We start from the raw sequence: 20,014 nt of genomic DNA, 5'->3' as shown, positions 1-20,014 counted from the left end.
AAACAGGGTGGAATGGAGCGTAGGACACTCGACTCCTGCGGGAAAGAGAGGGAAAACGGAGATCCCGCAGCGCAGCGAGGAAGCTCAGGTTCCTCCCCGCGGAAAGCGAGTGACCGTAGCGCAATGGAACGAATGTGTTGAGACAAACCAAAGAGATGGGAACAGCTAGTGTTCGTCTTTTAGAAGCAATCATTTTGTTATGTCCCAAACTCTTTTTAGATTGAATTTTGATCAGTAACCGAAAGAGGGTTGAGATACTTGACTAATATAATTTATTGCTGTATGATTCTTTAGTATTTGCGTAAGACGTGGTTCGGAACCATCCCACGTAAAAAAACTAAGGAGAGTATGCAGCATGAATGTAAGAACACTTGCAGTCAACGGTATTATTGCGGCAATGTATATTGCGGTAACGATGTTTATTCAGCCGTTTGGCTTTACAAATATTCAGTTCCGTATTGCGGAAATGTTTAATCATTTGATTATTTTTAATAAGAAGTATTTGTATGGAATTGTGCTAGGCGTATTTTTAGCCAATTTATTCTTCTCACCAATGGTGGCGTATGATTTGGTATTTGGCGTAGGACAATCTTTAATTTCCTTATTACTGATGATCTTTGCGATGAAGTTTGCCAAGGGCACGGTTGCTCGTATGGTTACCAATACACTGATCTTTACGTTTACGATGTTTATCATCGCGTTTGAGCTTCATTTAGCACTAGGTTTTCCATTTTTACTAACATGGTTAACAACTGCGATTGGTGAATTTGTAGTGATGCTTGTTGGAATTCCAGTGATGCTGGCAATTCATAAGCGCGTAAACTTTACAAAGTTAATCGATTAATACTACAAAAGCTTACAGAGATGTAAGCTTTTTTCATATTTAAATGGTTTTAATTTATAGAAAAAAGACACAAGATATGACAGAATTAGAGAGAAGTTGTTAAGTACGTTAATACATAGTAAAAGTCATGTTTTATACTATACTTGAGAAGGAGAGAAGAGCTTGCTTGCAAATGATGATCATAAGGTAGAAGAACTAGCATTTATTAAAAAAGCCCTAGACTTTACAAGAACTGGATTAATTTTAACCAACCCTGCTTTGCCCGATAATCCGATTGTTTATGCGAACCAAGGTTTTACCGGATACAGGAAAGAAGAAATCGTAGGACAGAACTGCCGCTTTTTACAAGGGGAAAATACCGACCGAGATACGGTACGAAAAATTCGAGATGCTATCCGCGAAAAAAAGTCGGTCAATGTACAAATTTTAAACTATACAAAAGAAAGCCAACCTTTTTGGAACGACTTATTTATTGATCCAATATGGATTGATGATGAGCTTTATTTTATTGGGATTCAAAAGGACATTACGGGGAAAATGAAGCAAGAAGAAGTGATTTATGATTACTATGAAAGGATGCAGGAGATGTCAACGCCAATTGTTCCAGTGAAAGACGGGGTTTCTGTTCTACCGATTGTTGGTGTTTTGAATGAACAGCGATATCATATGATTGCATCCAAAGTATCAACATACATTGATGAAAGTAAAGATGATCATTTTATTATCGATTTTTCAGGTTTATTGGAAATGGATGAAGATGTAGTAGCTTACATGTATAATCTGCACGATTTAATTACCATTACCGGAACGCAGGTAATCATAACAGGCATCATGCCTTCTATAGCGAAAAAAATGAGAGACCTTCAAGTAAACTTTACAGTCTTAAAAACCTATACGCATGTCAAAGCCGCTTTAAAAGCGCTTGGGTATGCATAATAAGTTCTCGAAAAAGTCCGTAAAACAATGCGGATTTTTTTTGTTTATAAATGGTAATATATACATATAAGCCTAACTTAAAAGGTGACTAAGTACAGAATTGAACAAACTTCCAGCATTTGATATATTGGTTTTATGAAAAGAGAATTGATTAAACCCATTAAACGTTTATCATTGCGAGAAGAAATTTATCAAACTTTAAAGCAAGGAATTATTACGTTAGAGTTTCCACCGGACCAGCGCTTGAATGATAAGGAGCTAGCTGAAAAATTTAGCGTCAGCAGAACGCCGGTAAGAGAAGCGTTAAAACGCTTGGAAGATGAAGGGCTTGTTGAATCGATTCCAGGCTCCATTACTAAAGTATCTTCGTTAAACCCTGAAGAAGCCAAGCACGCGTTTACCGTAGTTGCCGTTCTTCATGCATTGGCAACTAAGCTTGCCGTTGCGCATCTGACAGAAGAAGATTTCAAAGCGCTAGCTCATCATAATGCTGCGCTGCAGAGTGCGGTGGAAAAGCATGATATCATCGGCGCCATCGAAGCAGATCAAGCCTTTCACCGCGTGTTTTTAGAAGCTGCGAATAACCCTGAAATTCTCTTAGCACTAGAGCGCAGTGAGTCAAAAATTTACCGGTTGGAAGTAGCTAAGTTTTCGTCTGAGAAAGGATTCAAATCAGTAAGCGAGCACAAAGGAATTATTGAGGTGTGTCAAAGTCAGGAACCGCTCCAAGCAGCGAATCTCGTAGAGAAAAATTGGCTAAGCCTTGGAGAGCTATTAGCGTAGAGAGTCATCACGAGCGTGAGGGCTCTTTTTTATGAGTTAAAAATAGCGTTGAATAAATAACCAAAATGCGATATATTGGTTTTACAATTTATTTACATTATTATGTGTTACATACGGGGGTTAGGGAATTGAAGCCAATTATATTAGGCGTGTGCTCGGCGTTTTTCTTTGCGTTTACATTTGTTTTAAATCGTATGATGGAAGTTGAAGGTGGAAGCTGGATTTGGAGTGCTTCCTTACGCTTTTTCTTTATGGTTCCACTACTGTTGATCATCGTCATCGCTAGGAAAAAACTTTCCGCTACGTTTGCGGAAATGAAAAAAGCGCCAATGCAGTGGGTTATGTGGAGCACGATTGGCTTTGGGTTATTCTACGCGCCGCTTTGCTATGCGAGTGCTTACGGTCCGAGCTGGTTAATTGCGGGAACGTGGCAAATTACGATTATCTCAGGTTCGCTTCTAGCTCCTTTATTTTATGAAACGATTCAAACGAGTAAGGGACCTATTCAAGTAAAAGGAAAAATACCTTTTAAAAGCTTAGCGATGGCCCTCATTATTTTACTTGGCGTCGCCATTATGCAAATTGAACACGCAACAACACTATCGCTTGTGAGCGTACTGCTTTGTACATTGCCAATTTTAGTTGCTTCTTTTGCTTATCCGCTTGGCAATCGTAAGATGATGGTGGTTGTATCCAACCGCTTAGATGCTTACCAGCGCGTGCTCGGAATGACAATTGCAAGTTTACCGTTTTGGATTATCTTAGCGATTTATGGTTTGATTACCGCTGGGCCACCTCGCACCTCACAGGTCATTCAATCGGGCTGGGTTGCTTTGTTTTCAGGCGTTATTGCGACGGTCTTATTCTTTGCAGCAACCAATATGGTCAAAGGTGATATGAAAAAGCTCGGAGCAGTCGAAGCTACTCAGTCGCTTGAAGTATTGTTTGCGCTACTTGGCGAAATGATTCTGCTTGGCATGCCGCTACCTACATACGTTTCGTGCATTGGAATTGTACTTGTTATTGTTGGTATGGCGCTAAATAGCTACGTATCGAGTAGGAAAGGGAATAAAGAGACGAAGGAAGAAATGAAGCAAGCAACAACTCTGTAAAAGCAGATGGAAATTTTGGAGAAAAAGGCTTCATTTACGTACATTAGTGGTAAAATAGAATATATATATTCTATAAAGGAGGAATGTCAGGTGAGTGCCTTAATTGTAGGCTTAGTAGCTTCCGTTCTTTCCGTTTGTTTACTGTTTTCCAATCGTCAGAAGCGCGTTAATAAGGTCCAATCTACGCAGTCGTTACATGCACAAAATATGAACAAGCAGAGTGAGCAAGACGATTCTCTCATGTATTATATATAGGAAGCTCTTACAGTAAAAGTAGGCCGAGAAGATGTAAATGCTTCTCGGTTTTTTCTTGTGGTTTTGATTTTGGTGGGAAAGCTTAGATCTGTACTACATGAATATTTGAAAAAAGTTATTTATTATATGAAAGCCCTTTAAATGCTAATGTGAAGAGTTTTTAGTATTTTTTAACTAATGCTTTTATTACCTAATCAATCCATTATCTTGTATTAATTTGAATCGATTCTCCTTTTTTATATTTTCATAATGAAGCAGGTTCAAATGTGCTTTAATATTAAATTTGTGTAATAAAATACCAAAAAGGAGTTAGGGAGAATGATAAATAACAAAGCAATAAGATTAACTTGTGTCCCAACATTGATACTTGCACTTTTTGTTGCTTTCTGCTTTCCTTTGCAAGCAAAAGGATCTGAAGGATTTCCTGCGGAAGAAGAACTAGTGGAGGAATTAGCAGCTCAACTTGAGTTCTTGATGGAAGAAGCTTTGGTCGTAGAAAATGGACTAAGAACATTTGACTTTGAAAAGATTGAAGATGAATTTGGAAAGGAAGTCCGTGATGAAATTGAGATGTTAACGGTTGGTCTTCAGCCAGTTGAAAACACAAAATCTAGAAATGGGAATTTAATGGTAACGGCATCAAACGAAGCTTGGAAATCATGTATGATAGGAGCTATAAAAGACCATTTCGGAGTAGCGATGGTCACAGCTGCACTTGAAGGTGGGTTATGGGCATATCTTGAAAAGAAAGCTTATAAGGAAGCGGCTAAATTACTAGTGAAGTTTGCCGTAGGCTCAAATGCTGTTGGTTTAGCAGGCACTTTAATTTATTATGGAGGAGTGTGCACCTATAAACATGGATAGTAAGAAAGAAATTGTTAAAAGTTAAGGGGGAATAAATTATGAAATTTAGCAAAGTTTTATATGGGATGGTCCACCTGGTCACTCCTTTAACCTTTTTCCTTATAGCTGTTATTTGGGGGCATTTTGGCTTATCAAAACCTATTTGGGTTAATTTATCAGATAATCTATCAATAATAGGCATATATTACGTAGGAGTAAGTATCCTATGGATTCTAAATATAAAAAGCATTCATAAAGTATCAGAAGAGATAGAAAATAAAAAAGGGTGATGTAATTACTCTTTTAAATGGTCAATCTGAATATAGATTGACTTCTTTTTGTTTTTACAACCTAGTATCTATTTGAGATAACTATTACTTTTAATTTTATAAGTTTAAGAGCTTTTGAACAAACTATTTTAGTGGATGGAAAAAGAATTATTGTCTCACTAGAAATTTTAGGCGCCCATCTATATCAAGGGGAACGAACTGTATTAACCTGTAAAAGAGTAGACACAAAAAAGCACCTAAAATAGGTGCTTTTTATGAAACTAGTTTAACCTTTCCCCAGCTTCATTTTGAATAATAACTTCATATGAATCACCTTGAAGTTGTTTCTTCATCTTATCTGATTCTAAAAATTCCTCTACAACTTTTTCTAGTTCTTTTGCAAATAGCTGCGGTTCTTCTTGACGAGATATTGTAATGTTTAGGTGCGGAGATGGGTTAACTGAATAACCAATTCCAACGACTTCATATTTCTTTTTGCTTAGTAAACCATCCCCTATTGTGGTAACGATTGTTCCCCAGCGTCCGTCTTGTTCGCGTTTTGGTCCGTTTACTTTTGTAAATGTAATGTCCGTGTTTGCTTGATCATATTTCTTTAAAATTTGTTGCGCTTCTTTTTTTATAGCGTCTGTTCTTGTTTCTGTATCCGCTATTTCCAGGTCAATAGAATAGCTATCGTGATTATCTTTATCAACATGAGTAGTAATTCCAATCGTTACTAAATGGTATCCTTTAGCTTTCAATGTTCGTTGTATGTCATCCATGATTTTGCCGTCTGGATAAACAGTTCCTACACTGCTTACTTTATAGTTTTGTTTCTCTAAGGTATCAAAGATTATATCTGTAATTGGTTCAGGTTCAAAAAGCTTTCCAAGGTAAGGGATTTTAGAAGCTACCTGAGCCATGGCAGGTGAGACAAAGGTTGAACCAATAAACAAAGCTGCTAGTAGACATGTGGCTAAGCTTGTATAAAGCAGCTTCTTTTGAAACGGTTTCTTTCGGACAGGTGAATGAATTCTTGTAGCTCTTTGGTCAATTTCCACCATAATATTTTGCTTCATTCTTTTCCTCGTTGATTCGCTCAGCGAAAAGCTTGCATCTAACTCTTTGAAAATATGTTTATTGCGTTTGTCTTGGTTTGCTGTCATATTCATAATCTCCCTTCAGAAGCTGTCGTTCTAAGCCGTGCAGTGCCCGAAATAAAGTAGACTTCACTTTGCTTTCTGACCAGTTTAGAATGTCCGCTGTTTCTTGAAAAGCATCGATATGAACGTATGCTTTTACAAAGGTTTCTTCGGTTAAATCTTCTGCTTGCTGGTAGTCTTTAATCATCATAAAGATAAACTTAAAGACTGCTTCACCGTACTGATCGTACCAGAGAGAAATCTGTTTTTTGGTAAATCGACCAAGTGATTGACGCTCCTTTTTGTTAAAATCTATTGTTTAGAAGAAAGAGTTAGAGAAAAGTTGTGGTTTATATCTATTTTTATCAATAAAAAGTTTAGTTGATTGCTAATAAAAATAAAACCTGATAATGAGTAAATTCAGTTCAAAATATTTCCATCTTATAAAATAAAAAAGACAAATACGCAAACCTGGTTTAGAATGAAAGCTCTGACCCAATCATCCATCCAGAGGAGCATTATTTGTCCAATGAATAGACTATCACATCAAGAAGAAATCTACAATGGCTTAATAAAATGGAAGCTGCCCTTTTATTTCTCAAAACCTGTCATCAACCACTTAACCCACTTTATAGATGGAATGTTGAGTGTGGGGTTTACAGGTAAACTAACGGAAATTCATTCGTTTAGTCATCAAAAGAAACATCGTACGACTCTTGGCCATTTCTTGAAAAAAGGTTCATGGAATGAAGGCTACCTGCTTCGACAGACCCAAGAACAGATTCTTCAAAAAATGGATCAAGATGAACCGGTTTTTCTACTACTGGATGACACAATTTGTGAAAAGACCAAGCCTTCGTCACAGGCAAGCACCCCGACAGAATCATGCGGGTACCACTTTTCACACACAGACGGTAAAAGCGTTTGGGGTCATCAAGTCGTCCAACTGATGTTGAAAAACGGTGACCAAGCATATCCATACGAGTTTCGGCTATTCCATAAAGAAACAACGGAAAGTAAAATTAAACTCTCCATAGAGATGATTAAACGTGTTCCAGCGCTTCAGCCATCTGTTTACTTACTTTGTGATAGTTGGTACACCTCTGGTTCCATTATTGACGTTGCGTTGTCAAAAGGGATTCATGTGATTGGTGCCTTAAAAACAAACCGTATTCTTTATCCGCAAGGGATTCGAATTCAAGCGAAAGAATTCGCCCGTTATATTAGAGAAAAAGAGACTGATTTAGTGACAATCGGTCATGAATCTTATCGAGTCTACCGGTACGAAGGTGCCTTAAACGATCTTGATATGGGTGTCGTATTAATGTGCTGGAAGGAAGAATATCCCATGGAACCTAAGCGTATGCGTTGTTTTTTAAGCACCGATACAGAACTGACAACAGAACAAATTTTATCGTATTACAGTCAACGCTGGAGCATCGAGACCTACTTTAAACAGGTCAAAGGCATGGTTGGCTTTAACGGTTATCAAGTCCGGAGTGAACGAGCGATTAAGCGTTTTTGGACCATTGTCCAGTTCACCTATGTTTTTGCGATGTACCTTAGAAAGGCTGCCTTTAACCTAGCCATTCAGTGCATAAGAAAACAAAAAATCGGCAGTATCATTGAGTTTGTGTATCGTGAAACCACAAATGGAACGTCACTTGAGCAAATTAAAAATGAGCTCCAAGTGGCATAGGGTACCTATCATTTCTAATCGAATGGAAATATTTGTATCGAAAAATGCTCATTATCAGTAAAACTTGGTATATCAGTTTAAGCTGATTTATTGTAGCAAATCATTCAATTCATTTTTGTGAACTAAAAAATGGTATAGAAAAAATAATTTGCCTTGTTGTAAAAATAAAAAGGATTTTGTGCATTTATGTAAAAGAATGTTCTTATGTTAAAACCAAGACAAGGGAGAAAGCATTATGACACAAAAAAGAGAATTGAAGCCTGAAACAGTAGCTATTCACGGAGGGCAGGAAGTTGATCCGACGACGTTATCAAGAACAGTCCCAATTTACCAAACGTCTTCGTATGTGTTTCATGATAGTGAACACGCAGCAAGTTTGTTCAGCTTACAGAGTGAAGGAAATATTTACAGCCGCATTATGAATCCAACTACGGACGTGTTTGAAAAGCGAATAGCGCTACTGGAAAAAGGAACGGGAGCGCTCGCGGTAGCATCCGGTCAGTCGGCAATTACGTTTTCAATCTTAAACATTGCGTCAGCGGGCGATGAAATTGTGTCGTCATCCAGTATTTACGGAGGAACGTACAATCTATTCGCCCATACGTTAGGGAAGCTTGGCATCAAGGTGCATTTTGTAGATGCTAGTGACGCTAGCAATTTTGAGCATGCCATTACGGATAAAACAAAAGCCATTTTCGCAGAAACAATCGGTGGTGTCATTGTGGACAGCGGCAAGTTTGATTGGAAAAAAAGCGGGTCAAAAGCTTATTGATTCGGTTCAGCTATTTTCTCATTTAGCGAACGTAGGAGATTCCAAGTCATTAATTATTCATCCAGCGAGTACGACGCATCAACAGCTAACACTTGAAGAACAGATAGCAAGCGGGGTAACGCCAGGGTTAATTCGTTTATCAAATGGAACGGAAGCGATTGACGACATTATTGATGACCTTAAGCAAGCGATAGAATTAAGCCAAGAATAATAAGAAAAAGAGCAAAAGTGTTCATGGTTGCGAACCCTTTTGCTCTTTGTATTGAGTAAATGTAGTAACTTCTCTCAGTAGTAAACAGGAGAGTCAACTATATTCAATGAAAATGTCTTTGTTGTTTCATCTTCTCTACAGTTTAAGAATCCTAACTCTACAAATAAAGATAAGTTCTTATAAACCGTATCGAAGCTGATTCTTTTATTTGTATTCTTCAAGTGATCAATAACTTGCTGAGCAGACAGCTCGGCATCTTGGCGGTCACAAAAAAAAGAGATTAAGACGCGTCTTTGGTTTGTTATGTGATAACCGTTCTGTTTTAAAAAAAGTAAATATTCGTCTGTTGACATGGTTTATATACTCCTTGAAAATTTTTAGTCAGTCAAATCTGTTGAGGAGGACATAAAGGTACAGTGATAAAAGTAGTTTAATGATTGTTGGGACTAGAGGTTTGTATTATTTTATATCCTTCAAAAACAGTATTTCTTAAATACTTGTTTAAACAAGTATAATCGAGAACAGTCTTTATTTACTAGAAATAAAGACTGTTCATATTTAGCTGTTTGATATAAATCTTAACACGCGGCTAACAACCGAGGGAACCATTGAAATATGATTCTCTTCATCAGCTTTATAATACGTTACGTTAAGGTTGCTGCTTGTAGCGGGAAATAACGTATGAAATAGTTCACTTGAATCAGAAATCATAAAGTCAGTTTCTCTAGAGCCCACTGCTAAAAATAGATTCAGCCTGTTTTTTTGTTTGTGAAGATTTGTCATAAATGGTTCTACTCTTGTTAGGATATAGCGGTTATCCCACCAGATAGAAGGGCTAATTGCTATGTAATATTGGAAAGCTGTAGCTTTAATAAACAGCGTATATAAAGCAAATAATCCTCCTAAAGAATGTCCGAATAAAGTTTGATGCAAGACATTTATAGAAAAAGTCTTTTCAATTTGTGGTTTTAGTTCCTCTTCAATGAATGCTAAAAAATTTTTAGCCCCACCTGATTTTCCCGCATCTATACTTCTTCTCGAAGTAGGAGTGAAATGATACAAGCGGTTAGCGGTATCAAAATCTTGGTCCGTTGCATAACCAACTCCTACTACAACAGCAGGAGATACCCCTGTTTTCTCACTTTTTCTAGCCTGCAAACGAACGGCATCTTTAACCGTTTGGAAAAAAGCATTTCCATCTAATACGTAAATTACTGGATAGCCTGTAGGTGGAGGAGGCTGTAGGGGTTTTGAAATCACAATTTCATATTGTGTTTGATCTACCTTAGAAGTAATGGACCAAGATTCCGTACTAGAGTTTGGTTGATAAGTAGAATTGCTCATAGAAATCTCCTCATTCAGTTTGTGACGTACATATCTAAAGTAGGCTTTTTAGATGATAAGCTATCATAGCTAAAGCAAACAGGAGCTCCAGTATATGGGTCCACCATTACGCGTGCTTCGATTTCAAAAACTGTTTTAAGTGTTTCAGGTGTAATGATTTCAGTAGGTTTTCCTACGTTTATTAGCTTTCCTTGTTTCATTGCGATGATTTCATCAGAGAAGCGTGCTGCATGATTAATATCATGCAGCACCATTACAACTGTACAATGCTTTTCTACATTGAGTTCTTCAACAATTTGAAGAACTTCAAGCTGATGAGACATGTCAAGAAACGTAGTCGGTTCATCTAATAGTAGAATATCCGTTTCTTGAGCTAAAGCCATTGCAAGCCAAACCTTTTGGCGCTGCCCACCCGATAGATTAGCAATTTGTCGGTTCTTAAAATCCGAAACATTGGTAATATCCATGGCCCAATTAATTAATTCTTGATCTTGTTTTGTAAGTTTATTTACATTTTTACGATGCGGATATCTTCCGTATGAAATCAGCTCTTCCACTTTTAACTGCCCTGGAGCTGTTGGGTGCTGTGGAAGTAAAGCAAGATGCTTAGCAATCTCCTTTGTATGGATCGTTGCTAAGTCTTTTTCTTGTAGATACACTTTTCCGTTTGTTTGCTTTAAAATTCGTCCAATTGTTTTTAATAACGTTGATTTCCCACAGCCGTTTGGTCCAATAATTGTTGTAATCTTTCCTTCTTGTATGTCTAGATTTAAGTTTTGAAAGATAGGTGATTTGTCGTAGCAAGTTTCTAAATCTTCTACGCGGAGAATGCTCATAAGTAATCTCTCCTTCTAAGCTTTTGCTTTTAATAATAGATACAGAAAATAAGGGACGCCGATAATGGAAATGACGATTCCTACTGCAAGCTCAGCTGGGGCAAATACGGTTTTTCCAATAAAGTCTGAGAACATAACCAATAACGCACCGATTGCGCCACTAACTGGTAAAACATAGCGATGATCAATGCCTACCAGGCGTTTAGCGATATGAGGAGCGATAAGCCCAACGAAACCAATACTACCTGAAACAGCTACGCAGGCGCTTACTAATCCAATACTGGTGATGAGTAAAATGGATTTCTCTTTTTGAACAGATACTCCTAAGCTTTTAACACTTGTTTCTTCCAGTTGAAATAAATCAAGTAAGTACGCTTTTTTATAGATGATGGGTATGAAAAGAATAAGCCAAGGTAGCATAGCTGAAATATATATCCAGTTAGCATCATAGATGCTTCCTGAAACCCAAACAGCTGCCATTTCAAAATCAGTTGCCTTCATCTTTAACGATAAATATAAAGATAAAGATCCGAAAGCAGAACCAATTGCAATTCCTGTTAGTAGAAGGCGAGACACATCAAGTTCGCCGTCTTTCCAAGCGAATGTATAAATTAAGAAAGCGGCTAGTAAACCACCAGCCAGTCCAAAAAGAGGCATCATCATGATAGCAAGCCACCCTGTTGCAGCAGTTTGAAACTGAAAGATAAGCATAAAAATAACGATGGCGGTTCCAGCGCCAGCATTGATGCCCAAAATACCTGGCTCTGCTAATCCGTTTCGAGTTATCCCTTGAACAACTGTTCCTGCAATCCCCAATCCAATTCCTACTAAGAGCGCAATGACAATCCGAGGAAGTCTAAAGTCGAAGATAACTAAATCGTAATCTGGATTTGGATCAATGCGCAAAATTGTTTTTATAATATCCCAGATATTCATGTTAAATAAACCACTGCTTATACTTAAATACGCAGAAATAAAAATTAGAATGGTGATGATAAATAGCGTTGCAATATATTTTTGCTGAGGAGTATTAAGCATGCTTTTCTCCTCCTCGTGTTCGAATTAAATAAAGAAAGAATGGTACACCGATAAGAGATGTAATTACGCCCACTGGTGTTTCAAATGGGGAGTTAATAAACCGGCTGATAATGTCAGATACTACTAGAAAGACACCTCCGATTACACCTGCACAAGGTATTACCCATTTATAATCAATGCCGACTAAAAAGCGGGTGATGTGTGGAATAATCAATCCTACAAAACCTACTTTTCCAACAAGCGCAACAGCAATTCCTGTTAAACAAACAACCGCTAAAAGAGAAAGTAATTTAATAGCCTTCGTACGTTGACCTAGACTAATTGAAACTTCATCACCTAGAGAAAGAATTGTAATTGATTTTGAAATTGACAGTGCTAAAAGGAGTCCAATTAAACCAAAAGGTATCGTTAACTTTAAGAGAGCAGGGTCAATTTGATGAAGCTTTGTATTATACCAAAAGCTAATATCTTGAGAAACTTGAAAATAAGAAGCGATAGCTGCAGAGGTACCACTTAAAAAGGTCCCTATGACGGTACCGATAATTGCTAATCTAACAGGAGATAAGCCGTTTGGAAGTAAAGACCCGAATCCAAATACAATTCCAGCTCCTAAAGCAGAACCAACGATTGAAAATAACACCATTTCTAAAGAAGACATACTAGGAGCAAGCACCATGCAAAGCGTAATAACAAAAGCAGAGCCATCTGTAACCCCCATAATGGAAGGGGATGCAAGATAGTTTCTTGTCATCCCCTGCATAATGGAACCCGATATGGCTAAAAATGCTCCTACAAGTAATGCAGCAACCGCTCTTGGTACGCGCGAAGTAAGAATTATATTATGATCCAGGTTTGCTTGGTCATAATGAAAAATAGCATTCCATACGGTTTTAATTCCAATATTATCGGCACCATATAGGATTGATAGAATAAGAGAACCAACCACAAATAAAGGAGCCACTACTAAAATGAGCACTGGTAACCAAGTTGTTTTTGTCATATCGGTTAACACCTGTTATTTTGTTAAATCTTTTGATGCTGCTTCTAAAAATTTGGTTTTACTCCATGCTGTACCGCCTTGAGCAAGAGGGTCTACAGAATTAACAAATATTTTATCATTTTTAGCAGCATTCATACTTTTCCAAATAGGGTTGTTTTCTAATTCTTCTAGTCCTTTAGGTTGATTAGCGTTTTCGCTCTCGGCGAATTGTAAAAAGATATAATCAGGGTTCATCTTAGCCATCTGTTCTACTGAGATCATTTCTTGAGCTTTTACACTTTTAATTTCTTCTGGAACAGCAATGCCTAAATCATTGTATAGTACAGGATTTAAATAAACATCCTGTGGATACAGGTTAAGATTACCATTGCGTACTCTAGCTACGATAACCTTTTTATCAGTTAGTTGATCGCCAATTTTCGCTTTTGTTTCCTGAGCATTTTTCGTATAATCTGAAATGATTTTCTCCGCCTTATCTTCTTTACCAGTAAGCTCGGCCATTAAGCGCAAGTTAGCTTCCCAGTTTGTTGAAATATGAGAATAAGGGAAGGTTGGACCAAGTTTTTCTAATTGTTGCGTAACATTTTCGGGAGATTTAGAAGTCCAGAAAATAACATCAGGTTTTAAGCTTAAGATAGTCTCGTAGTTTGGTTGCATTTTTTCTCCTAGTGATTCAGCACCTTGTAGCTCTTTAGCTAAATAAGAAGGTAGCTCACCACCTACTGTAATTGTCCCAACAGGTTTTACTCCTAATACGGCCGCATCTTCCATGGATTCTAAGCTAGCTGCTGCAATTTTCTTAACATTTGTAGGAACAGTATAGGTTTTATCAAGGTATGTAATTTCTCTTGTTTCCTGTTTTGCTTCAGTTTTTTCTTTATCTTTGGCGTTTGTTTCTTGCTTTGTGTCAGACTGTGAAGTTGTTTCAGTGCTACCACAAGCGGCCAGGTTAATACTAATAACAGTTGCCATACTAGCTAAAAATAATTTTTTCTTTACGTTCATCGTTTTATTGCCCCTTTTTAAATGAATTTTAAATTTAAATACTGAATATTAAGAAAATAACGTGTGTGCTGGGTATATTTATCACCTCCTCCCTCAATAATTGAAAATGATTATCAGTATCAATTACTTGCATTGACAAGTATATAACTATGTAAAGATCATTTCAAGAAGAATTTATCTTTATTTATTAAAAATTTTCTAATTAAATAAAAATGGTTAATAAGACCATATTTTATAAAAAAAAGAAAATATGGTTGACATAACTATTGAGAATGTTTATCATTTGACTTGTTTAAATGATAACACTTCTCAATGGTTTTTGGTAGTTTTAAACAAAAAATAAAAGGAGGGCTTATGTGAACACAACTGAACGAAAAGAAGTAGTAATTGTTGGAGCAGAGCAAAAGCAAGTTAAATCAAGGTTTGAAGCCAAAGAGTATCAAATCTTTGTTTCAAAACCTTCAAGTGAACCGCCTGAGAATGGTTATCCAATTATCTATGTATTAGATGCAAACTCCATCTTTGGTACTGTTGTTGAAGCGATGCGTTTGCAAAGTGGTAGGTCAGAAAAAACGGGCGTAGTTCCGGCAATTATTGTTGGAATCGGTTATCCGGTTGATACGCCGTTTTCTGTAGAGCGATATTATGACTTTACATTCCCATCTACAAATGAAGAGTTACCGATTTCACCATCTGGAAGGGCGTGGCCTAAACACGGGGGGGCTGAAAACTTTTTGCGTTTTATTGAGGAAGACTTAAAACCTATTATGCATCGAGATTTTCATGTAGATCAAAATAAACAAACAATTTTTGGTCATTCCCTAGGAGGGCTTTTTGTTCTTAGCACATTGTTAGTAAAGCCTCATACATTTCAAACCTATATAGCTGGAAGTCCATCGATTCATTGGAATAAACGGTTATTTTCGCAGCTGGAAGAGCAGTTTCAAGAAAAAGCAAGAAAAGAAAAAATTAATGTTAATGTTTTAATTAGCGTAGGAGAATTAGAAAAACACCATAAAAGCGGTATGAACGATAATGCGTTTCAATGTTCCAATCGATTCAAGAAGTATGGACTACACGTTGAATTTAAGGAGTTTGAAGATGAAGGTCACCTTTCCGTACTGCTTCCGCTAGTTAACAAAGCAATAAGGTTTTCATCCGTTGTTTAATAAGGCATTTCTTACGCTTTAAGAAATGATGAAAAGGCAGCAGTCTACCTCTTTTTAAGTGATAACGATAATCTTTATCAATTAATTGAAATCAAAGTAAACTATAGTAATGGAAGGCAGGGGAGTACCTAAATGGAAGCTGAGGAATTAAAAGGAAAGGTAGCACTTGTAACAGGCAGTGCTCAAGGGATTGGAAAAGAAATTGTACGAAAATTAGCTAAGTTTGGTGCGAGAGTTGTTGCAACAGATAAAAATATAGAAAAACTACAAATGCTAAAAGAAGAGTTACAGTCTAAAGGTTTGGACGTAACGGTATATGAAATCGACGTAAGTAATTATAAAGAAGTTAATAAAAAAGTTGATTTAGTTGAAGAACAGATAGGGCCAATTGAAATTCTTATTAACGTTGCTGGCATATTGAAAATGGATACAATCGAATCTATTAGAGAAAAGGATTGGAATGATATATTCTCTGTGAATTCAACAGGGGTATTTAATGTCTCGCAAGCTGTAAGTAAAAAAATGATTTTGCGGCAAGGTGGAAATATCGTCACTATCGGTTCAAATGCAGCTCATGTACCTCGAGTATCGATGGCTGCTTATGCTGCATCAAAAGCGGCAGCGACAATGTTTACAAAGTGCTTAGGGCTGGAATTAGCCAAGCATAACATCCGTTGTAATTTAGTTTCACCAGGCTCTACAGATACGGAGATGCAGTGGTCTTTATGGGATAGCGATAAAGGTGCTGAGACCGTCATTCAAGGAACACCTGAAAACTTTAAGGTAGGAATCCCTTTGAAAAAAATTGCAAAGCCTTCTGATATTGCGAATGCAGTTCTGTTTTTAATTTCTAGTCAGGCTAGTCATATTACGATGAACGACATGTGCGTAGATGGAGGAGCTACTTTAGGAGCATAACATTCAACGTCATCTGTCAAATGGAGGTATAGACATTATGAACAATACTAATCAAACGATTCTCTTAGAAAAACACCTGTTGGCTGATTATCAACCAGGAGATTTTTTTCTAGCTTCTCCAAGCAATACTGTTTTAGGAAAAGGTGTTTTTGCGCAAGTTCCTCGCGATCATACCAATGATAACCAGCTAAAAGGCTTAGCAAATCGTATTTCAGATACATTGATAAATGCAAAATTGGCTGGGCATTCAAAACCAATTGTTGTTGGAGCTGTACCATTCGATTATCAAAACAGCGCTCAGTTAATTATACCTAAGCATGTAGAGATATCTGAATCAGAAAATATTCCAGTAGAGAATGAAGCACCATCTGCTGCAGAGGTTTCATACCGTATTAAATCTGTACCTTCCCTTGAACAATACAAGCAAGGGGTAGCGAAAGGTATTGCACAGATAAAAGACGGAAATCTTCAAAAGATTGTATTATCTCGTTCACTGCATCTTATGGCTTCGCAGCAAGTGAATGTGCCTGCATTGTTAAGTAGTTTAGCACAGCATAATCATCAAGGTTATACGTTCGCTGTTAATTTGAAAGACGAAGGTCATAAGGACAGTCATCATTCCCCTGAACGCACATTAATTGGTGCTAGCCCTGAATTATTAGTTTCTAAGGCAGGCCCAAAAATAGTGGCTAATCCACTTGCAGGATCTAGACCTCGCAGTGCAGATCCTGTTGAAGATGAAAGAAGGGCAGCAGAGCTTTTAGCATCGGAAAAAGATTTGCATGAGCACGCAGTGGTTGTACAGGCAGTAGCAGAAGCTCTTAAGCCATATTGTAAAACGCTAGAAGTACCGAGCCAACCATCCATTATGCATACGGAAACGATGTGGCACTTGTCTACAGAAATTCGCGGTGAAATAGTAAATTCTTCAACATCTTCTTTCCAATTAGCAAGTGCTCTTCATCCAACTCCAGCTGTTTGTGGTACGCCAACAGAAGCAGCTAGAGAATCAATCTATGAAATTGAGCCATTTGACCGAGCTTTTTTCACAGGTATGGTCGGGTGGTGCGATGAAAATGGTGATGGAGAGTGGATTGTCACAATTCGTTGTGCTGAGATTGAAGACTGCTCAATTAAATTGTTTGCCGGTGCAGGAGTGGTTGGGGCATCTAAGCCAGAAGAAGAACTAGCTGAAACATCTGCTAAGTTTCGTACCGTTCTAAAGGCTATGGGAATTGAAGAAGAACGGTTTATATCGAATGTGGAGGAATGATGATGTTAAAGGATTGCCCACTGTGGCCTAAAGAGTTTCAAGAGCTTTACAGAAAAGAAGGGTGCTGGAGGGGAGAAACGTTTGGGGAAATGCTAGAGAAGCGTGCAAACTCTTATGGTGATTGCGTTGCGCTCACATGCGGTGCAAGGAACGTAAGTTATGCAGAGCTAGATAAACGAGTTAATGAGCTGGTGTCAGGGTTCCTAGCAATAGGCCTGAAAAAGAATGATCGGGTTGTGATTCAACTTCCAAACATCATTGAATTCTTTGAAGTATGTTTTGCCCTGTTTAAAATTGGTGCCCTGCCTGTATTTGCACTTCCAACTCATCGCAGTAGTGAAATTAATTATTTTTGTCAGTTTGCTGAGGCCACTGCATATGTCATTGCAGATAAGCATGCTGGATTCGACTATAGATCATTAGCTCGTCAAGCTAAGCAAAGCGCTCCTAGTTTAAAGCATGTCATTGTAGTTGGCGACTCTCAAGAATTTGTGAATTTATCTACACTATATCGTAAACCAATTCAAAAAAAGCTAGAGGTTTCACCGAGTGATATAGCATTCTTACAGCTATCAGGTGGAAGTACAGGACTATCTAAACTAATACCTAGAACGCATGATGATTATATTTATAGTTTAAGAACTAGTAACGAAGTATGTGGAATGAATGAGAAAAGCGTATATTTATGTGCTCTTCCTGTTGCTCATAATTTTCCTTTGAGTTCGCCAGGGGTACTGGGAACACTCTATGCAGGAGGAAGAGTGGTTCTGTCACCAGGACCGAGTCCAGATCAAGCCTTTCCTCTTATTGAAAAAGAACGTGTGACCATTACGGCACTGGTGCCTCCGCTTGCTTTAGTATGGTTAGAAGCAAAAAGTTCGCGCCATTATGATTTTTCTAGTTTACGAGTTATGCAGGTAGGAGGTGCCAAGCTAAGCGCTGAAGTGGCAAGGCGAATAAAGCCTACGTTCGATTGCTTGTTACAACAAGTATTTGGAATGGCAGAAGGCTTAGTAAACTATACGCGCTTAGATGATGACGAGGAAACAATTATTTTCACTCAAGGAAAGCCTATGTCTCCTTATGATGAAATACGTGTCGTTGATGATAATGACGAGGACATAGGGATTGGGAAAGTAGGACATCTTTTAACAAGAGGACCTTATACAATTCGTGGATATTATAAAGCTGAAGAACATAACGCAAAAGCGTTTACGACGGATGGTTTTTATCGTACAGGTGATTTAGTAAGCGTTGATTCAAAAGGCTATCTAACGGTAGAAGGGCGTGACAAAGATCAAATTAATCGAGGAGGTGAAAAGGTAGCTGCTGAAGAGGTTGAAAACCACCTTCTAGCTCATGCAGATATACACGATGTCGCAATTGTAGCCATGCCGGATCAATATTTAGGAGAGCGATCTTGCGCGTTTGTGATTCGTCGCCCGCATTCCACAATCGCAAGCAATGAGCTGAAAAGTTTTTTAAAGAAGCGTGGCTTAGCAACTTTTAAAATTCCCGATCGAATTGAATTTGTTGAAGAATTTCCATACACACCATTAGGCAAAGTCAGCAAAAATAAACTGCGCCAACAGATTGCAGACCAATTAATGAAGACAGTTAACTAATCAAAAACCAAATTAAAAATGAAGGAGTGATTTGATGGCAATTCCAGCTATCACACCATATGTAATGCCTGAACAATCTAATTTACCTAAAAATAAAGTTTCTTGGAGCGTAAATCCAAACCAAGCCGTGTTATTAATTCACGATATGCAACAATATTTTCTTAATAATTACACGCTTTCTGAATCACCTATTCCTGAACTGATTGAACATGTTAAAGCTTTAAAGGAAAAGTGCATTGAGCTAGGAATTCCAGTTGTATATACGGCACAACCAGGAAATCAAAAGTTAGAAGACCGAGCGTTATTAACAGATTTCTGGGGGCCTGGACTTGAAGATGATCCTACGCAAACAAAAGTTATTGATGAATTAGCCCCAAATGAAAATGATACGGTATTAACAAAATGGAGATACAGTGCCTTTAAGCGCACAAAATTAAAAGAAATCATGAAGCAACAAGATAGAAATCAATTAATTATTACAGGGGTTTACGCGCATATCGGTTGCTTAACAACAGCAAATGAAGCATTTATGGAAGATATTCAATCCTTCTTGGTAGCAGATGCTATAGCTGACTTTTCATTAGAGCATCACAAAATGGCCATACAATATGCAGCTGAACGCTGCGCAGTTACCGCTTCTACGGCTCAAGTACTAGATCAGCTACAAGCTAATACAAGCTTAGTTGCTAAAGGTTTTACATTAGATGAACTAAAGGAAGAGGTCGCTAAGTTATTAGAAGAATCTACTTCAGAAATTAAAGAAGATGAAAACCTCATTGACAGAGGCTTAGATTCTATTCGAATGATGAGTCTAGTAGAAACTCTTCGAGGTAAAGGGGTTGATGTTAACTTTATGACACTAGCAGAAGAACCAACGATTTTAAAATGGTGGGAGTTAGTTTTAGATAAACAATTAACAGAAGTAGTAAATGCAGAATAA

21 protein-coding genes, 1 pseudogene and 1 riboswitch are annotated in these 20,014 nt (G+C 37.6%); of the genes and pseudogenes, 14 read left to right on the top strand and 8 right to left on the bottom strand.

From position 1 onward, the window contains the following. The first annotated feature begins 302 nt into the window (after window positions 1-302). A riboswitch (PreQ1 riboswitch) is annotated at window positions 303-347 on the top strand. Between the two features lie 8 nt (window positions 348-355). The 7 genes from A2U94_RS08590 (at window position 356) to A2U94_RS08560 (ending at window position 5,063) form a co-directional block, all read left to right on the top strand. After that, on the top strand, window positions 356-844 hold the full coding sequence (locus tag A2U94_RS08590) for a QueT transporter family protein (protein ID WP_025909863.1): 489 nt from the start codon (window positions 356-358) through the stop codon (window positions 842-844). Window positions 845-1,006: 162 nt separating this feature from the next. Continuing rightward, window positions 1,007-1,780: a YtvA family blue-light photoreceptor gene (gene ytvA, locus A2U94_RS08585; RefSeq protein ID WP_025909862.1), complete on the top strand. Its 774-nt coding sequence runs from the start codon at window positions 1,007-1,009 to the stop codon at window positions 1,778-1,780. 135 nt (window positions 1,781-1,915) lie between these two features. After that, window positions 1,916-2,563, top strand: a complete 648-nt coding sequence (locus A2U94_RS08580; RefSeq protein ID WP_025909861.1) for a GntR family transcriptional regulator — start codon at window positions 1,916-1,918, stop codon at window positions 2,561-2,563. A gap of 128 nt (window positions 2,564-2,691) precedes the next feature. Continuing rightward, window positions 2,692-3,675, top strand: coding sequence for a DMT family transporter (locus A2U94_RS08575; protein ID WP_025909860.1), 984 nt, complete (start codon window positions 2,692-2,694; stop codon window positions 3,673-3,675). A gap of 90 nt (window positions 3,676-3,765) precedes the next feature. Continuing rightward, a complete protein-coding gene (locus A2U94_RS08570; RefSeq protein WP_153301192.1) occupies window positions 3,766-3,930 on the top strand; it encodes a hypothetical protein in 165 nt (54 codons plus the stop codon). A 318-nt stretch (window positions 3,931-4,248) separates the two neighbouring features. Continuing rightward, complete coding sequence (locus A2U94_RS08565; RefSeq protein WP_025909859.1) at window positions 4,249-4,794, top strand: hypothetical protein; 546 nt, start codon at window positions 4,249-4,251, stop codon at window positions 4,792-4,794. Between the two features lie 38 nt (window positions 4,795-4,832). Next, entirely contained in the window at window positions 4,833-5,063 is a 231-nt protein-coding gene (locus tag A2U94_RS08560; RefSeq protein ID WP_025909858.1) for a hypothetical protein, read from the top strand. Window positions 5,064-5,323: 260 nt separating this feature from the next. On the opposite strand, the gene A2U94_RS08555 is transcribed toward A2U94_RS08560, so the two are convergent. Both A2U94_RS08555 and A2U94_RS08550 read right to left on the bottom strand, forming a co-directional pair. Next, window positions 5,324-6,208: a DUF4030 domain-containing protein gene (locus A2U94_RS08555; protein WP_025909857.1), complete on the bottom strand. Its 885-nt coding sequence runs from the start codon at window positions 6,206-6,208 to the stop codon at window positions 5,324-5,326. Beyond that, window positions 6,180-6,446 (bottom strand): RNA polymerase sigma factor, encoded by a 267-nt coding sequence (locus A2U94_RS08550; protein WP_224840068.1) that lies wholly within the window; start codon window positions 6,444-6,446, stop codon window positions 6,180-6,182. Before A2U94_RS08550 ends, A2U94_RS08555 begins: the two co-directional genes overlap by 29 nt. A 267-nt stretch (window positions 6,447-6,713) precedes the next feature. Here A2U94_RS08550 and A2U94_RS08545 point away from each other — a divergent pair, with 267 nt between their 5' ends. Together A2U94_RS08545 and A2U94_RS08540 are read left to right on the top strand one after the other, a co-directional pair. Then, entirely contained in the window at window positions 6,714-7,883 is a 1,170-nt protein-coding gene (locus A2U94_RS08545) for an IS701 family transposase (protein ID WP_062954511.1), read from the top strand. Window positions 7,884-8,118: 235 nt separating this feature from the next. Continuing rightward, window positions 8,119-8,866 (top strand): annotated as a pseudogene (locus tag A2U94_RS08540) (PLP-dependent transferase). Window positions 8,867-8,940: 74 nt separating this feature from the next. Here the strand turns inward: A2U94_RS08540 and A2U94_RS08530 are convergent. From A2U94_RS08530 to A2U94_RS08505, 6 genes are all read right to left on the bottom strand, one after another. Beyond that, complete coding sequence (locus tag A2U94_RS08530; protein WP_025909651.1) at window positions 8,941-9,219, bottom strand: Fur family transcriptional regulator; 279 nt, start codon at window positions 9,217-9,219, stop codon at window positions 8,941-8,943. Window positions 9,220-9,424: 205 nt separating this feature from the next. After that, window positions 9,425-10,210: an alpha/beta hydrolase gene (locus A2U94_RS08525; RefSeq protein WP_035320619.1), complete on the bottom strand. Its 786-nt coding sequence runs from the start codon at window positions 10,208-10,210 to the stop codon at window positions 9,425-9,427. Window positions 10,211-10,224: 14 nt separating this feature from the next. Next, on the bottom strand, window positions 10,225-11,046 hold the full coding sequence (locus A2U94_RS08520) for an ABC transporter ATP-binding protein (protein WP_025909653.1): 822 nt from the start codon (window positions 11,044-11,046) through the stop codon (window positions 10,225-10,227). A gap of 15 nt (window positions 11,047-11,061) precedes the next feature. Beyond that, a complete protein-coding gene (locus A2U94_RS08515) occupies window positions 11,062-12,084 on the bottom strand; it encodes a FecCD family ABC transporter permease (protein WP_025909654.1) in 1,023 nt (340 codons plus the stop codon). Next, window positions 12,077-13,084, bottom strand: coding sequence for a FecCD family ABC transporter permease (locus A2U94_RS08510; RefSeq protein WP_025909655.1), 1,008 nt, complete (start codon window positions 13,082-13,084; stop codon window positions 12,077-12,079). Before A2U94_RS08510 ends, A2U94_RS08515 begins: the two co-directional genes overlap by 8 nt. Before the next feature lie 15 nt (window positions 13,085-13,099). Next, window positions 13,100-14,089 (bottom strand): ABC transporter substrate-binding protein, encoded by a 990-nt coding sequence (locus tag A2U94_RS08505; protein ID WP_025909656.1) that lies wholly within the window; start codon window positions 14,087-14,089, stop codon window positions 13,100-13,102. A 356-nt stretch (window positions 14,090-14,445) separates the two neighbouring features. On the opposite strand from A2U94_RS08505, the gene A2U94_RS08500 reads away from it, so the two are divergent. From A2U94_RS08500 to A2U94_RS08480, 5 genes are all read left to right on the top strand, one after another. After that, the gene (locus A2U94_RS08500; RefSeq protein ID WP_025909657.1) at window positions 14,446-15,258 is read left to right on the top strand and encodes an alpha/beta hydrolase; all 813 of its coding nucleotides are present in this window, start codon (window positions 14,446-14,448) and stop codon (window positions 15,256-15,258) included. A 132-nt stretch (window positions 15,259-15,390) separates the two neighbouring features. Beyond that, the gene (locus A2U94_RS08495) at window positions 15,391-16,176 is read left to right on the top strand and encodes a 2,3-dihydro-2,3-dihydroxybenzoate dehydrogenase (RefSeq protein ID WP_025909658.1); all 786 of its coding nucleotides are present in this window, start codon (window positions 15,391-15,393) and stop codon (window positions 16,174-16,176) included. Between the two features lie 37 nt (window positions 16,177-16,213). Further along, window positions 16,214-17,449: an isochorismate synthase DhbC gene (dhbC, locus tag A2U94_RS08490; protein WP_025909659.1), complete on the top strand. Its 1,236-nt coding sequence runs from the start codon at window positions 16,214-16,216 to the stop codon at window positions 17,447-17,449. 2 nt (window positions 17,450-17,451) lie between these two features. Continuing rightward, on the top strand, window positions 17,452-19,074 hold the full coding sequence (locus tag A2U94_RS08485) for a (2,3-dihydroxybenzoyl)adenylate synthase (RefSeq protein WP_025909660.1): 1,623 nt from the start codon (window positions 17,452-17,454) through the stop codon (window positions 19,072-19,074). A gap of 34 nt (window positions 19,075-19,108) precedes the next feature. Then, on the top strand, window positions 19,109-20,014 hold the full coding sequence (locus A2U94_RS08480; protein WP_025909661.1) for an isochorismatase family protein: 906 nt from the start codon (window positions 19,109-19,111) through the stop codon (window positions 20,012-20,014).

The organism is Bacillus sp. VT 712, from assembly GCF_001614195.1.
GTDB lineage: Bacteria > Bacillota > Bacilli > Bacillales > Bacillaceae_H > Priestia > Priestia flexa.
Note: the sequence above shows the minus strand (reverse complement) of the source record. Positions and strands in the feature narration are given on the sequence as shown.